9 protein-coding genes, 1 tRNA gene and 2 pseudogenes are annotated in these 15196 nt (G+C 49.9%); 4 read left to right on the top strand and 8 right to left on the bottom strand.

Features of this window, described 5'->3' with window-relative positions; all coding sequences use genetic code 11:
- Window positions 1-23 precede the first annotated feature (23 nt).
- The 3 genes and pseudogenes from misL to ACLD4F_RS17460 form a co-directional block, all read right to left on the bottom strand.
- Complete coding sequence (gene misL, locus ACLD4F_RS17470) at window positions 24-2876, bottom strand: intestinal colonization autotransporter adhesin MisL (RefSeq protein ID WP_411010956.1); 2853 nt, start codon at window positions 2874-2876, stop codon at window positions 24-26.
- A gap of 74 nt (window positions 2877-2950) precedes the next feature.
- Window positions 2951-3568, bottom strand: a complete 618-nt coding sequence (locus ACLD4F_RS17465; protein WP_000984808.1) for a transcriptional regulator — start codon at window positions 3566-3568, stop codon at window positions 2951-2953.
- A 756-nt stretch (window positions 3569-4324) separates the two neighbouring features.
- Window positions 4325-4435, bottom strand: a pseudogene (locus ACLD4F_RS17460) (transposase); the annotation flags it as partial.
- Window positions 4436-4820: 385 nt separating this feature from the next.
- Here ACLD4F_RS17460 and ACLD4F_RS17455 point away from each other — a divergent pair.
- Window positions 4821-5134, top strand: a pseudogene (locus ACLD4F_RS17455) (transposase); the annotation flags it as partial.
- Between the two features lie 127 nt (window positions 5135-5261).
- On the opposite strand, the gene ACLD4F_RS17450 reads toward ACLD4F_RS17455, so the two are convergent.
- From ACLD4F_RS17450 to ACLD4F_RS17440, 3 genes are all read right to left on the bottom strand, one after another.
- Window positions 5262-6290 (bottom strand): virulence RhuM family protein, encoded by a 1029-nt coding sequence (locus ACLD4F_RS17450; RefSeq protein WP_000389730.1) that lies wholly within the window; start codon window positions 6288-6290, stop codon window positions 5262-5264.
- A gap of 87 nt (window positions 6291-6377) precedes the next feature.
- Entirely contained in the window at window positions 6378-7211 is an 834-nt protein-coding gene (locus tag ACLD4F_RS17445) for a DUF4942 domain-containing protein (RefSeq protein WP_079981644.1), read from the bottom strand.
- Between the two features lie 148 nt (window positions 7212-7359).
- Window positions 7360-7965 (bottom strand): retron system putative HNH endonuclease, encoded by a 606-nt coding sequence (locus ACLD4F_RS17440; protein WP_079981645.1) that lies wholly within the window; start codon window positions 7963-7965, stop codon window positions 7360-7362.
- A gap of 561 nt (window positions 7966-8526) precedes the next feature.
- On the opposite strand from ACLD4F_RS17440, the gene ACLD4F_RS17435 reads away from it, so the two are divergent.
- Window positions 8527-8871 (top strand): hypothetical protein, encoded by a 345-nt coding sequence (locus ACLD4F_RS17435; protein WP_001528175.1) that lies wholly within the window; start codon window positions 8527-8529, stop codon window positions 8869-8871.
- Window positions 8872-9188: 317 nt separating this feature from the next.
- Here ACLD4F_RS17435 and ACLD4F_RS17430 read toward each other — a convergent pair.
- Window positions 9189-9283: transfer RNA gene (locus ACLD4F_RS17430), tRNA-Sec, on the bottom strand.
- Window positions 9284-9570: 287 nt separating this feature from the next.
- Here ACLD4F_RS17430 and ACLD4F_RS17425 point away from each other — a divergent pair.
- Complete coding sequence (locus ACLD4F_RS17425) at window positions 9571-10953, top strand: glycoside-pentoside-hexuronide family transporter (RefSeq protein ID WP_080095195.1); 1383 nt, start codon at window positions 9571-9573, stop codon at window positions 10951-10953.
- A gap of 11 nt (window positions 10954-10964) precedes the next feature.
- Window positions 10965-13283 (top strand): alpha-xylosidase, encoded by a 2319-nt coding sequence (gene yicI, locus ACLD4F_RS17420; RefSeq protein ID WP_411010955.1) that lies wholly within the window; start codon window positions 10965-10967, stop codon window positions 13281-13283.
- A 102-nt stretch (window positions 13284-13385) separates the two neighbouring features.
- On the opposite strand, the gene ACLD4F_RS17415 is transcribed toward yicI, so the two are convergent.
- On the bottom strand, window positions 13386-15095 hold the full coding sequence (locus ACLD4F_RS17415; protein ID WP_045342583.1) for an AsmA family protein: 1710 nt from the start codon (window positions 15093-15095) through the stop codon (window positions 13386-13388).
- Window positions 15096-15196 lie beyond the last annotated feature (101 nt).

Below are 15196 nucleotides of genomic sequence, written 5' to 3'. Positions count from 1 at the left end.
CAGCGGCTCTGTTGTTACCTGAATCAGAAACTGTATTTAACCCCCAGTAGGCCTTGGGTATTACTATAGCCCTGGTCACCTACCTGCTGCGCCACGTTGCCCCATACGTTCAGGCGCGGGGTAATTTGTCCTTCAATACCCACTTTCAGTTCACCAATATTTTTTGTACCACGCATATCGCTGCTGACATCGTCCATTTTCACGCTGGCAGGCTGCGTATTATGGATCCAGTTCGCCTCCACGAACGGCTGGAACTCTCGAGATTTATCGTCATCAATAGCGTTGTGGCCGTTAATATAGGCTTTTACGCCCATGCGGGTTAGCAGATTACCGGCGGTATCATCCTTCACGAGAGTACCGTTGGCTTCGCGATGGTCGTCAGCCTGCACGCCCATCCATACCACCTGCGCTTTGGGCTGCAACCAGTAGCTTTGATGCGCGCTTTCACCTAACCTGAAGCTGTAACCGGCTTCAACCGAGGCGGTAATTCCTTTGGATTTATATTTCTCAGCGGCCTGATCCTGACCCATGACCTTGTTATCAAACCAGTTGTACAGCATCCAGGTATCCACATAAGCCCCAGACCGATCGATATTGTTAGCATACCAGGTGCCGTAAAGGCCGACGCTGTAACCGGTGACTTGACCACGGGAATGATAGTCACTCACGGACGACTGCGTGCGGTTCTGGCTGTTGGCATAACCTGCCATTGCACCAATATGCCAACGGTCAAGACCGTCAGTGCTCCACTGTGCCAGATCGCCTCCCACTTGTAACACATAGCTGTTGATGCGGGTTTTTAGCTGCCCGCTGCCATCGTTGAAGCGAGTATGGGCGCCGACGTTACGCATCCACAGGCTGGTGACCTTCTTCTCACCCGTCAGCATGTCGGTGTACTGGGTTTCACCCAGACGGTCATGGAGACGCGTCATGAACAGCGTATTTGCCGCATAGTTGTTGGCAAGGTAGCTGCCCACTTCCGGACGGAACTGATGTTCTGTTATCGGCGGTGTGTCAGATTGCCCTATGTCAGGAATTGTCGGATCAGGGATGACCGGGTCTACTGGATCAGGGTCCACCGGATCGGGAATAACAGGGTCAGGGATGACCGGGTCTACTGGATCAGGGTCCACCGGATCGGGAACGACAGGGTCAGGGATAACAGGGTCCACTGGATCGGGAATAATCGGTTCGTCCGGCTCAATGTAGCTGGTCAGATACCAGTTTTTACCTTTCTGCACCACGTTGTAGTCATAGGCTCCGGCAACAATACGGCTTGCTTTTTCGAAAGTACCGTTGGAATTGCCAGCAACGTTAACAATTTCAATACCTTCAATGGTTTGCGCCCCGGCTCCTCCAATATTATTTACTGCAACAAATGTGTTACCTGAAGTATTGCCGAGAACCTGCAGCCTGTCCGTTTCGGAATCATCATCGTTGAGCACAGTATTAAAGACCAGCTTACCGCCGTTGCCTACATAATCTTCATTGATGGTGAGCGTTTGCCATGGCTCGCCATCTTCATGGCTGAAGTTAATGGTTGCGCCACTATTCAGCGTCAGGTCAGTGAGCGTTGAGCTGCTGGTCATATTCCAGGTCGCATCGCTCATTTGTACAGAGATAACGCCTGTGCCCGCCGTAGCGCTGGTGATGTATGATGCCCCGTCCCACCGCGAGTTGTCCGTCATATTGAGCTTAATCGTACTGTTCTGCTGCGGTAGCGTACCGCTGGCAGCGGTGGCGCCAGCAGCACGAATATCACCGTCGATGACGAAACGTCCTCCTGAAGAACCGTCAACAATGCCGCCAGTCTCCGTGCTGATGGCGTAACTTTCGCTACTGTTATCGCCCGCCATAGTAATAGCCGCACCGCCTGACAGATTAATGGCGCCTCGGGAGAGGGCGTATAAACCGGCAGGGGCTTTACTATAGGATGCAGCCTTACTGGCGCTGTTAACGCTAATAGCGGCATTCTCTCCCAAATTAACGGTAGCGTTAGTTGCATATACCGCGTGTGCGCTGGCACCGTTCACCGTAATAGTAGCGTTGTTACCAAGCTCGGTTGTGGAGGAGGATGCTGCGTAAATCCCCGTAGAGGATGCGCCGGAGGTTTCGATGGTTGCATCGTCACCCAGACGAATCAACGAACCACTTTGTCCGGTACGCAGCCCCTCCGAACTGTCGCCGGTAGTAACAATATGTGCACGATTGCCGACGACAATCGTATTTTTGGCACGTGACGCATCCCTCATGGCGTTGGCTGTAATTCCACGTCCCTGGCTACCGGTTGTTTTGATATACAGATCGTCGCCGACATAAATATTGGCCGATCCGGTCCAACCCTGGCCCAGTGAGTTATATCCGGCGTTAATACCGTCACCATCCTGACCATCCACGTAGATGTTGGTACGGTCACCGGTAATAATAAATACCGGGTTATCCGGAGTATTTGCGCCGTGAGTACGGATGCCATCGACGTCTCTACCATTATTCGCGGCATTCGCCGACTGCGTCCGAATGGTCAGGTCGTTGCCAAAAATCACGCCCGGACTTCCCGTCCCGCTGTTTTGAATAACCGTGACAGTGTGTTCAAACGCCTCCGCGCCCGGCCCATTAAGCGTGAGGCCATTGCCATAAACCGGGATGGTGCCGGTGTTCCACTGATAAACGTAGTTGGGCATGGTACCGACTTTGGTGAAACCGGTACTGGCCTGAGCGGGAATAATAGCCTGTAATTCCGGCGGCAACTGGCTGACCAGCCCACTGGATGGCAGACTATCAACGTCAACCCAGGCCGCCTGGGAGGGAAATACCATAGAGGCTAACGCTGCTGATACCGCTATGGCGATGAATGAGTAATTTTGGGGAGTTGGCATTCTGCCTCCTGCATTATGGCGTAAAGCGTCTTCCACATCGCAATAATATGGAAATAATAAAAATGGAAACGGATCTATAAAATATTTGATATTATTTTATGAATGCTATGCCCTAGCTTATTTTCAAGCCGCAGCTTATGCACATAAAGTTTCTTAATATCAATATTGTCAGTATTTACAATCTGCTGAATACTTATTCCTGATACAAAGCGCTTCAGTAATATAAATTCCGTATAGTTAAGCGTTCGTCCACGTTTACTGTTGGCGAGCCGACCGGTAAACAAGCGGTGCATCTTTTGCTGTTGCACAATATCATCGTCATCGGAATAAATAATTCCTTGTATTTTATTGCTTTTCAAAATCCAGTAATTGGCCAGCGGAGTTAAACTTCTGTCAGAAATCAGGACAATATGCATGCCACTGTCTGCCAGACTGTCAGCCCATTGCAAATCGGTAAATCGTCGAAGATTCGGGAAAGAAAAATCAACAAAGATAAAACCGCTGGATAAATGGTTGTGTCTATCAAGCAATAACTTTTCAATAAACCCTTTTTTCAGGAAAGCATTACCATCTGGCCAGATGGAAAATGCCGCATTATGACAGTATTGCACCCGTACTGCGCTGTCAGGGAATAATTGACAGGATAAATCGCAACTAATGCAATGGACAATTTGTGAAGGCTTTCTCATCATCCTGAACGACTCCCGTCGATGTTTCTATTAATATTTCATTGGTAAATAAATGTGTCAATCCAGATAATATACAGTGCTACGACTGTCAAAAGTCGCGGATTATTGTCAGTGTCATAAACTCCTGGAAAGACCTAAAATACAGCTTTAAGGAACCATGACAGATCCGACAGTCGTAATACATCATTTCGGATTTGTATTTCACCCATTGGGATTTTTATACATAATCTCCAATATCAGAAAAAATCTTAAAACAGCACTATTTGCTAAATCATGAGAGTGATAAATAATGGTTCTCAATACCATCTGTCTGCTGCCTTCGTCACTATCGGGGTGATGTGATGAAATATAAAAGTAATTCCTGTAAACCTGTAATGAATTCTTATTATTAAAACCTAATTTAAGATTTTTTCTTTCATTGCATTGTTATTCAATGACTTAATGGTGACATTTGTGCTCTCATCAACTTCTTATATACAAATTTAAGACTCTTTTATAGAGACGCATGTAAACTTTAAGGAGGTGTAATGCTAATGCCATGAGAAAATCTTGTAACTTAACGCTGGGAGTCATACCTTGCCAATAAGTCGATCTGACTTAATTCTGATCGTGATAGTCTGAGCAACCGACAAACTTATCGGTCGAAGCAACTTCAGCTTCTGGCTTCTCTTTTCAATTGCTCATCTGATGAAAACTCTTTCCCGGAGCACATTAGTGAGAAACATAATGTGGTCAAACCTAATGTCCATAGATGTCGTCAGTCACCTCAGAAATATCCGCCTCCTGGCAGATATTTTTAACCGCTCGTCCAGCTTCGACCAACTTAATTACGGCGATGTTCTGATGCTCAGTGAGACGGGCTTTACACATAGAGATTTCTTCGTCTTCGTCAGTAGATCGATTACGTGATCTCTAAATGTGAATAGCACGATTATGTGGAGTAATATGAGTACCTGGTATAAGAATGTATACGGGTATTTTACTGCTGAAATATAATAATGGGAGGGGTTACGAATAAACAGGACGTATGGAGAACAAGGGTATAAAGATGAAATGTTTGCAGTATCTAATAGATAACAATGAAAAATCAGGTAACTGAGCAACTATTCAATGTTTAGGATGGTGTGACATTAAGTCATTCAGCCGCTACAGCACATTATCAGGATAATTTCGTCTGGATAAAACGGAGGAGTGAATCGCCACAGGTTTAACAGACACCGCAGAGTCATTTAAGATGACTTAAAGAGAGGAGCCCATGAGCGGTAAACGTTATCCCAAAGTGTTTAAAATTAAAGCGGTAAAACAGGTTATTGAGCGCGGCCATTCTGTTTCCAGCGTCGCAACACGTCTTGATATTACTACCCATAGTCTTTACGCCTGGATAAAGCCGCCACATTCACGACGGCATCATGTTGACCTGAATCTGACGGGGTATATCAGGCAGTTCTGGCTGGAATCGGGCTGTGTTTATGGCTATCGCAAGATCTGTCTCGATCTGCGGGATATCGGGAACAATGTGGTGTAAGCAAAGTCTGGTGGTTGATGCAACGTGTGGGGATAAAGGCTCGGGCGATCACAGGAATCGTATTTGAATGTTAACTTATTGATTTTATGTTTATATTTTGTATTGGATAAATGAGTAACCCCCATAAGCACCCCAAATGATTTTGCTTGTGGGGTTTGGGGACATCCTGAGCTACTTTTTAGGCTCTGTTTTCCACTGTAACAAAGCGGCGATATCTTTCTCACCTTCGGCTTCTTTTAAACGCCGTTGTTGCTCGGCAAACTGGCTATATTCCGCCTGCGCTTTTTCATCGGCCATTTTCTTACTGACTTTACCTGCCCCTTGCAAAACCTCACGGTCGTTAAATTGCAGGAACTGATCCAGCTTATCCTGCCAGTCGCGTAAAAAGACCTGTTGACGACGACGGGCCTGATCTTCGGCGAAATCCAGCCACATGTTAACTACGCGGTTAAGCTCGCTGACTTCATCCTGAGTGAGATAATTTTTTGCCACCGTCACGTCACATTTGCGCACCTCTTCACCTTTATAGCTGGTCAGCCCCATATGCGGCTGGCAGGCGTCAGCACGCTGATGAATGAGTTCAGCGGCGGTATACCCGGTACAGGCAAAATGTAACTTGTTCTGGATGGTTTGAAAAAACTGCGTGGTTTCTTTGAGGGACGGTTGATAATCGGCGGCCAGAGCAAAGATCTCGCGTACCCGCAAATAAACCCGACGTTCGCTGGCGCGGATATCGCGGATACGCTCCAGCATCTCATCGAAATAGTCGGGTACAGCCGATGAACCCACGGGCGGATTTTTCAGGCGCTCATCGTCCATCACAAAACCTTTGATCAGGTATTCCTGGAGCGTCTGGGTTGCCCACTGGCGGAACTGCGTGCCGCGCGGGGAGCGAACGCGGTAGCCGACAGCGAGTATCAACGGCAAACTAAAGTATTGAATCTGATAATTTTTCCCATCACTGGCAGTTGTTCGGTAAAACCGAACAACTGAATTTTCTTCAAGCTCGCCATCTGCAAAGATGTTCTTTATATGCTCACTGATGGTGGCTTTAGCTTTACCGTATAGTTCGCAGATCATTCCCTGAGAGAGCCACAGTGTATTGCTTTCAAAGCGGCATTCAACACGCACTTTCCCGTCACCGCTGGCAAACATAATGAATTCACCTGCCGGGGATTGGGTTAAGTATTTATCTTCCATGTCGCCTCCACTTACATCTGACTCGCGATGCTGTAATCCGCTTAGTATGCCAGAAATTCCTGGTGAAGCTCATTACGCAGATAGCGTTTATTTTGCGGGTAGCGCCCCCGGATAGTGTTTCACCACGATATCATTCATCTTCTCCACCAGATCCAGACGCTTAAACGTGATATGCCCACTGCCTTTCTGAAAGTAGTGCATAGAGAATAAATCATCCTCAAAAACCTGCTGATGCGGGTTATCACGAATGAAGTTCATCAGTCGGATAGTCACATCGTGTCGGTTATCGGGAATGGTTTTACCATCCAGCAGGAACAACATGCGCTCCAGATCCGCAATCTGGTCACGCCGCCAGCCCCAATTCAGGATGTAGCCCCATCGGTCGTGCTTTACCAGGCCGTTAACGATGATCCGCTTACCGAAGCAGCAGGGATTATTGGTTTTATAGTCCCAGCTTAGCCCTTTAAATACATTGATAATCCCACGTTCGAAAACATCCTGTTTATTGTGGTGGAGTTGTTCAAAGGTGCTCAGGATGTTGGCTTCGCTGATGGCCGGAAGATCTCCTCCTTCGAGATTTTTAGCCCACTGGCTGCGGGCTTCAGCGTCCATTAAGGTCAACATCCCGGACTTCAGCATCAGATCGCGCCAAATGCTGCGGTCAATATTACGGGTGATCACCGGCATCGCTTTATCAACCGGTTGCATCAACCAGCAGTCAAAGGAATGGCCCTGTCGCATCGCCCAATGCTCCGCTACATCACCACCGATGCTGGAGGTAAGCCGCGAGATGTCATCAAGCTTATGAATCAGGATTTCTATCAGGCTCAGCGCAGCGTCGCGCCCTGTGACGATGCATTCAATACTGGTCGAGCAAATTAGCTCATTATGGTCAGTTAAGACTTCAGCTTCTGTTTGCATATTTTTGGTCCATATAAAAGCAAACGCGCCTGCCGGGAGTGGCAGGCACATTATGCGGTGAAATAAAGGTGAATAAATATTGAGGGTGTAAATCAGGAAGGCGACTCGCAATAAATCATGCTGTCGCCCTGAATCAGGAATAGTGGTGTTAAATTAATGCAGGGGCGTGGCTCTGTAATACCTGTTCAGCTTCTTGCTGGAAAAACTGGCGTGTAATGCTGAAGAATTCATGCAGTTTATGATCTGGCGAAGGGACCAGATCAAGCTGGAGTAATTGTTGCAGATCCCAGCCTTTCTCAATATGTTCCTCAAAAAGCTGTTCCAGCTCTTCCCAATGATTACGGCGTTCCGTTTGAAGGAATCCGCTGTTCAGGTTCAGTAGATCAATGGTGTATTGCGCGTTCTCCGTCTCTTGTGCATTTAGCTCATCAGCAGGAACGATCCGACCATCAGAAAGGTAAGCAAAATAACGGGAACAATCGCGAATATGGCAATGGATAAATTTTGCCATATCCACAGCATCTTGTTTTCCTTGGGCATGACCGCCAAAAGCATTTTTTCCTTTCAGGGAAGATAAACCGCCGTTCTCCCCTGAATCTAATGCGCTGGCGGCGAGATTTTGATAATCGAAGGTTCGCCCTGGCTGCTGGCTTTTATTTTCGACGTGTTCAATGTGATAGCCGAGGCCACGCAAATCAGCACGGATTTCGCTGTAACAGCAAAGATGATATTGCTCATTGAGCAGAAGCGTCACTAAATCTGCTTTGTCTCGTCTAAAGTTTCGCCAGCGATGGGTCGATTGATCCGAATCTTGTGGTGGATTTTCATTTGCAGTGAGTAAGGCATCTGTCCCCGGCGAGTTTTGATCACATGCCTCATTGTGCCTTCCCTTTCAGAAAGTTACGGCATCGACAAACGTAGCGCCTGCGTTGATAAACGTAAGGCTATAGTGCCTTCAAGTAGATGAGTAAGCTGCGACGTTACTGCTCGTATGAACACCATCCACCCTTATGATGTGAGCCCGTACCCCCATGTGGATGTTGACCCTTTGGGCAGGCAAGCGCACCGGATGATGCCGTGACGGTAATAAAAGCGATAATCATCGCTGTAAATAATCTCTTCATATATAACTCACATTAATAAATTAGAACATATTACTACCTACTACAGAATACGCATACTTGATACGGACTTAGGGGATAATATAACGCGTACTTTAGTTTAAATTCTATCCTTCATGTGGCATAGGTTATCAGGATAGGTTTTCGTTAGGAATTTTATCTGGGATATTGAAGCAACATATTGTGGGGGGGATATGAGTTATAAATATGTTGGTAAGCATGGCTGTGATGTTGCATTGCGGATGGGCTATAAAGAATGCCCCGATGAAAATGCTTATGGTGATGCCTATTATATTAAAGATGGGTTAAAATGGATATTTAATATAACAGGCTTAAAAAAACGGCTTGGCGTATACAGCGACGACGATCTCCGTAAACAGAACTATGATGTAGATACCTATTATCGAATTGAAAACCAACAGGAAGAAATTGCAGATGATGAAATGCAATCGCTATATCATAATTTAGCGGTAGAAGAAGGAGAACCCGTGTATCTGGAGGGAGGCATGTATCTTTATCCGGATGGCTCTATACGTTGATCTCATAATTTTGGTTTGGTAAGCGTTATCTCTTTTGAGAAAGGATGAGTCTGTAAGTATGACCCACAAGTTCGTTTGGTGATTAGTTAAGTCCCGCCCGCGTTAGTCCTGGCGTACTTTTATCCCTTCTTTGCGGACGATATCCCACAATAAATGGACGTTCGGTTTTAGCAATCGGTAAATGGTGATTAATAAAATAATATTCCACTTTCTCTCTCCACCTTTCCTTTCGTATTATATGCAAGAACTGGTCTTAATAATAAGCACATACTTTGTCCCGAAATAGAGGACGAATGGTGGGCATGAGAGAAGGATTTTGGCGGAAGATCACAGGAGTCGAACCTGCCCGGGACCGCTGGCGGCCCCAACTGGATTTGAAGTCCAGCCGCCTCACCGGAGACGACGATCTTCCGTGCCTCGATTGCTACATGGAGGCGCGCGCATTATAGCTACTTCCTGGCGTTTCCACATCCCCTCCCGTGCTTTTTTAACTTCCCTTTCCTTCTGCCATGATCGGTTTCATATAAATCCCCATAAAATCCATTAGTTACATTTCATCACACTTTTTGACGCTACCCTGATCACAGAAAACAAGAATCGTAATTTGATAACCAAATAACGGAATATTCACGCTCGCAGGGAAGGTTTACAAAAACTGTAACCGGTATCAGTGAGCGTTGTAAGCGTTAAGGATGCGTAATGAAAAGTGAAATTCTCTCCGTTAAGGAGAAGATTGGCTATGGTATGGGCGATGCCGCGAGCCACATCATCTTTGATAACGTCATGTTATATATGATGTTCTTCTATACCGATATTTTCAGCATTCCCGCTGGTTTTGTCGGCACCATGTTTTTACTGGCGCGTGCGCTTGATGCCATCTCCGACCCTTGCATGGGCCTGTTGGCCGACCGTACCCGCTCGCGCTGGGGCAAATTCCGACCCTGGGTGCTGTTTGGCGCGTTGCCGTTTGGTATCGTTTGTGTGCTGGCTTATAGCACGCCGGATCTCAGTCTGAACGGCAAAATGATTTATGCCGCCATCACCTACACGTTGCTCACCCTTCTGTACACTGTGGTCAACATCCCTTACTGCGCGTTGGGGGGTGTAATAACCAATGACCCAACGCAGCGTATCTCCCTGCAATCCTGGCGCTTTGTGCTGGCAACGGCGGGCGGAATGCTCTCTACCGTACTGATGATGCCTCTGGTGAAACTGATTGGCGGCGAGAATAAGGCGCTGGGCTTCCAGGGGGGTATCGCGGCGCTCTCGGTGGTGGCGTTCCTGATGCTGGCGTTCTGCTTCTTTACCACCAAAGAGCGCGTTGAAGCGCCTGCCACCCATACCTCCATGCGTGAAGACCTGCGTGATATCTGGCACAACGACCAGTGGCGCATAGTCGGCCTGCTCACCATCCTGAATATTCTGGCGGTATGCGTGCGCGGCGGGGCGATGATGTATTACGTCACCTGGATATTGGGCAAACCGGGCGTGTTTGTCGCCTTCCTCACCACCTATTGCGTCGGCAACCTGATTGGCTCGGCGCTGGCAAAACCGTTGACCGACTGGAAATGCAAAGTGAGCGTTTTCTGGTGGACCAATGCTTTACTCGCAGTAATCAGCGTGGCGATGTTCTTCGTACCGATGCACGCCACGATCGCTATGTTCGTCTTTATCTTTGTGATTGGCGTATTGCACCAGTTAGTTACGCCTATCCAGTGGGTGATGATGTCTGACACCGTCGACTATGGCGAATGGTGTAACGGCAAACGCCTGACGGGGATCAGTTTTGCCGGCACGTTGTTCGTGCTGAAACTGGGTCTTGCCCTCGGCGGGGCGCTGATTGGCTGGATGTTGGCAGGCGGCGGTTACGACGCGGCGGCGAAAATGCAAAACAGCGCCACGATCAGCATCATCATCGCTCTGTTCACTATCGTCCCGGCCATCTGTTATCTGCTGAGCGCCGCGATCGCTAAACGCTACTACACCCTGAAAAGCCCGTTCCTGAAAACCATTCTGGAACAACTGGCGCAGGGCGCACACCGTAACGAACAAGAATTTCCCCATAAAGAATTGCAGAACTAAAGGAACAGACTATGAAAATTAGCGACGGAAACTGGCTGATCCAGCCTGGCCTTAATTTGATTCACCCGGTTCAGGTGTTCGACGTTGAACAGCAGGGGAATGAGATGGTGGTCTATGCCGCGCCGCGCGATGTCCGCGAACGAACCTGGCAACTGGATACCCCGTTGTTTACCTTGCGCTTTTTCTCGCCGCAGGAAGGAGTGATAGGTGTACGGATGGAACACTTCCAGGGCGCTTTGGATAACGGCCCACATTATCCACTCAATGTCTTGCAAGATATCAACGTAGAGATGCAGAACAACGCCGAATTTGCCGAACTCAAGAGCGGCAGCCTGAGCGTGCGCGTCACCAAAGGCGAGCTCTGGTCACTGGATTTTCTGCGCAACGGTGTACGTATCACCGGTAGCCAGTTGAAAAATAACGGCTATGTACAGGACACCAACAGCGGGCGCAACTACATGTTCGAGCGTCTGGATCTCGGCGTGGGCGAAACCGTCTACGGGCTGGGCGAGCGCTTTACCGCGCTGGTGCGTAACGGTCAGACGGTGGAGACCTGGAACCGCGACGGCGGCACCAGCACCGAGCAGTCTTACAAGAACATCCCGTTCTATATCACCAACCGTGGCTACGGTGTGCTGGTAAACCATCCGCAGTGCGTGTCGTTTGAAATTGGCTCCGAGAAAGTCTCCAAAGTCCAGTTCAGCGTTGAGAGCGAGTATCTGGAATACTTCGTCATCGACGGCCCGACCCCGAAAGACGTGCTGAACCGCTATACCCAATTTACGGGGCGTCCGGCGCTGCCGCCCGCCTGGTCGTTTGGCCTGTGGCTGACCACCTCATTTACCACCAACTACGACGAAGCGACCGTTAACAGCTTTATCGACGGTATGGCCGAGCGCAATCTGCCGCTGCACGTCTTCCACTTCGACTGTTTCTGGATGAAAGCTTTTCAGTGGTGCGATTTTGAATGGGACCCGGTGACTTTCCCCGATCCGAAAGGGATGATTCGCCGCCTGAAAGCGAAAGGGCTGAAAGTCTGCGTGTGGATTAACCCCTACATCGGCCAGAAATCCCCGGTCTTCCAGGAGCTAAAAGAGAAAGGGTATTTGCTTAAACGCCCGGGCGGCTCCTTGTGGCAGTGGGATAAATGGCAGCCGGGACTGGCGATTTACGACTTCACCAACCCGCAAGCCTGCGAATGGTATGCCGACAAGCTGAAGGGCCTGGTGGAGATGGGAGTGGACTGCTTCAAAACTGACTTCGGCGAACGCATTCCAACGGATGTGCAGTGGTTTGATGGTTCAGATCCACAGAAAATGCACAACCATTATGCTTACATCTACAACGAACTGGTGTGGAACGTGCTGAAAGAGACCGTCGGCGTTGAAGAGGCGGTGCTGTTCGCCCGTTCCGCCTCGGTGGGCGCGCAACAGTTCCCGGTGCACTGGGGCGGCGACTGTTACGCCAACTACGAATCGATGGCGGAAAGCCTGCGCGGCGGGCTGTCCATCGGCCTGTCAGGGTTTGGCTTCTGGAGCCATGATATTGGCGGATTCGAGAATACCGCGCCGGCGCATGTCTACAAGCGTTGGTGCGCATTCGGCTTGCTCTCCAGCCACAGCCGCCTGCACGGTAGCAAATCCTACCGGGTTCCGTGGGCCTATGACGACGAGTCCTGTGACGTGGTGCGCTTCTTCACCGAACAGAAGTGCCGGATGATGCCGTATCTGTATCGGGAAGCGGCGCGCGCCAACGAAGCCGGTACGCCAATGATGCGGGCGATGATGCTGGAGTTCCCGGACGATCCGGCGTGTGATTATCTTGATCGCCAGTACATGCTGGGAGATGCGGTCATGGTAGCGCCGGTATTTAGTGAAGCGGGCGACGTGGAGTTCTACCTACCAGAAGGCCGCTGGACGCACCTGTGGCGCAACGATGAAGTGCAGGGCAGCCGCTGGCATAAACAGCAGCATGACTTCCTGAGTCTGCCAGTGTACGTGCGTGACAATACACTACTGGCGCTGGGCAACAATAGCCAGAAGCCCGATTACGCCTGGCATGAAGGTACGGCCTTCCAGTTATTCCATCTGGATGACGGCTGCGAAGCGGTCTGCGAAGTCCCTGCTACGGATGGTTCGACAATCTTTACGCTGCAGGCGAAACGCACAGGCAATACCATTACGGTGAGCGGCGAAGGCGAGGCGCGCAACTGGACGCTGTGTCTGCGTAATATTACGCAGATTAGCGGTACCAAATGCGGCTCATATGCGGGAAGTGAACTGGGCGTAGTGATCACCCCGCAGGGAAATGAAGTGGTGATTACGCTTTAAATCTGAATCGCCGGATGGCGCCGTGAGCTGCGCTTATCCGGCCTATAAATGAGCAAGAACCGTAAGCCCGGTAAGCGCTATCGCCACCGGGCAAGCCCTCAATTACAGCGCTGGCTCCGTTGACGTAACTTCCCCGCCGGACACCACTCCCGCTTGCATCGTTTGCGTTATCTGCTGCTTTTGTGCGTTGACCGCGTGTAATTGCCCGTTTACCGTCGGTTTCAACGGCGCATCGGCCTGAATATTGCCGCTGGCCGTGAGCTGAATATTGCCATCGCCAGCAATCGGTAATGCCGGCCAGCCCCACTGCTGTAGCACATCCATTGGTACGCCGCGTCCGTTCAGGCTGATTTGCGTCTGACGCTGCGGCAGTTGCGATACGCTGGCAGTGGCTTCCAGTATCCCTTTTCCAGTAAACGCGCTCAGATCGCTGATGTTGACCGTGCTGGCATTAGCCGTCAACGACAGCGACGGGCGGCGCACGTCCACACGGTTAAAGGTTGCCGCTGCGGCGTTGAGGGTCGCATTGCCGCTCCAGACGCCCCATTGATGATGTTGTACCAGCTCCAGGTTTGCGCCGTAGCCGTCCAGAGCGGTGATTTGCCACGGGAAGGCCGGGTCGATATCAATCACCAGATTGCGGCTGGCGCTGAATTTTTTCAGCGTCAGGCTGTTCAACCAGTCGGGCAGCGGCTTCATCCATAACTGCTTCCAGTTTTCCGGCAGCGTATACTCCAGCCCGGCGATAGCGGTATCGTCCAGAATAAGCGCTTTGCCTTCGCGTAACCAGGCGCCGGAGGTTCTGACCATACCGCCTTCCCAGCGGGTGGTGAACTGGCGTAGCGCAACGCCCTGTGGTGAAAATTCGGCGTTCAGGATTGGATCGAGCAAGTGCAGCGAGCCGTAAATAAACTCGCTGGCGTTCATCGATAATTTACCTTCCTGACTTTGCCAGTCTTCTTTGTGCAGAGTCAGATTGCGCAAACTCAGGTCAAGATCGGTGACTGCCCAGTCTGGTCCTTGCAGGCTGGAGTCCGTCACTTCAAGACGACCAATCTGCAAAGATGGAACCGTAGTAAGCGGCGCGAAAAACTCGCTCAGGGATTTATCGCTTTGTAACCGAATATCATTCAGCCGCAGATTTTCAACGACCCAACTACCATCAGCGTTACGCCGGGCGACGCCGGTTAACGCTCCGCGCGCCATATCGGCGCCAACGGTGTTTAACATCACCTGATCATGGTCGATACTGCCTTCAATAAGCACATTCGTGGCGGGAACGTCGTTTAACGTCAGCGAACCGGCGCTCAGTTGGATCTGGGCTTTATTGCCCAATACCCGACCGGCTTCGGGGCGCCAGGGCATAACGCCGCCGTTAACGCGCTGGGCGCTCAACCGCCATTCGCTACCGGGACTATTGAGCGCCATATTGCGAAGTTGCAGGCGGTCGGCCTCAAACGGGAAAGGGGCGGTTTGCACTGAAATATTCAGCGTGCCGTCCTGTAACAGAATCGTGTCGACATGCAGCGGCGCGGTTAACTGGCGAATGCTCAGACCGATATCTACGGTTTTCGCGACCAGGGTAGCAGGCTGACCATCACGACCAAAGGTCACATTCTCCAGTAAAAGATGGGATGGGGCGGAAAAACGATGATCCATCACGTCGAATGTGAGGTGATAACCGCTGTTCTCTGATACCCAGTTGCTGACATGATCTGCGCCCCAGCGCGTTTGCAGCAGAAAATAAAAGCCGAAAATCACCACTAAACAGGCGATCAGCACGTAGAGAAGCAACCTCCCAATCAATTTCATGGTCTTCCATCCCGTGAAATGCACATAGGGGATTTATGCACGATTTGCGTGCAATCCTCAAGACAGGAATGGTGAAAGAGCGTTACAGCAGCGGCGAATCG

Origin of the sequence: Salmonella sp. 741265050_HSA (assembly GCF_046569445.1) — a bacterium.
GTDB lineage: Bacteria > Pseudomonadota > Gammaproteobacteria > Enterobacterales > Enterobacteriaceae > Salmonella > Salmonella enterica.
Note: the sequence above shows the minus strand (reverse complement) of the source record. Positions and strands in the feature narration are given on the sequence as shown.

Coding starts and splice junctions, on each gene's coding strand:
- yicI (WP_411010955.1), top strand. CDS start 10,965: ATGAAAATTAGCGACGGAAACTGGCTGATCCAGCCTGGCCTTAATTTG.
- ACLD4F_RS17415 (WP_045342583.1), bottom strand. CDS start 15,095: ATGAAATTGATTGGGAGGTTGCTTCTCTACGTGCTGATCGCCTGTTTA.
- misL (WP_411010956.1), bottom strand. CDS start 2,876: ATGCCAACTCCCCAAAATTACTCATTCATCGCCATAGCGGTATCAGCA.
- ACLD4F_RS17425 (WP_080095195.1), top strand. CDS start 9,571: ATGAAAAGTGAAATTCTCTCCGTTAAGGAGAAGATTGGCTATGGTATG.
- ACLD4F_RS17450 (WP_000389730.1), bottom strand. CDS start 6,290: ATGGAAGATAAATACTTAACCCAATCCCCGGCAGGTGAATTCATTATG.
- ACLD4F_RS17445 (WP_079981644.1), bottom strand. CDS start 7,211: ATGCAAACAGAAGCTGAAGTCTTAACTGACCATAATGAGCTAATTTGC.
- ACLD4F_RS17435 (WP_001528175.1), top strand. CDS start 8,527: ATGAGTTATAAATATGTTGGTAAGCATGGCTGTGATGTTGCATTGCGG.
- ACLD4F_RS17465 (WP_000984808.1), bottom strand. CDS start 3,568: ATGATGAGAAAGCCTTCACAAATTGTCCATTGCATTAGTTGCGATTTA.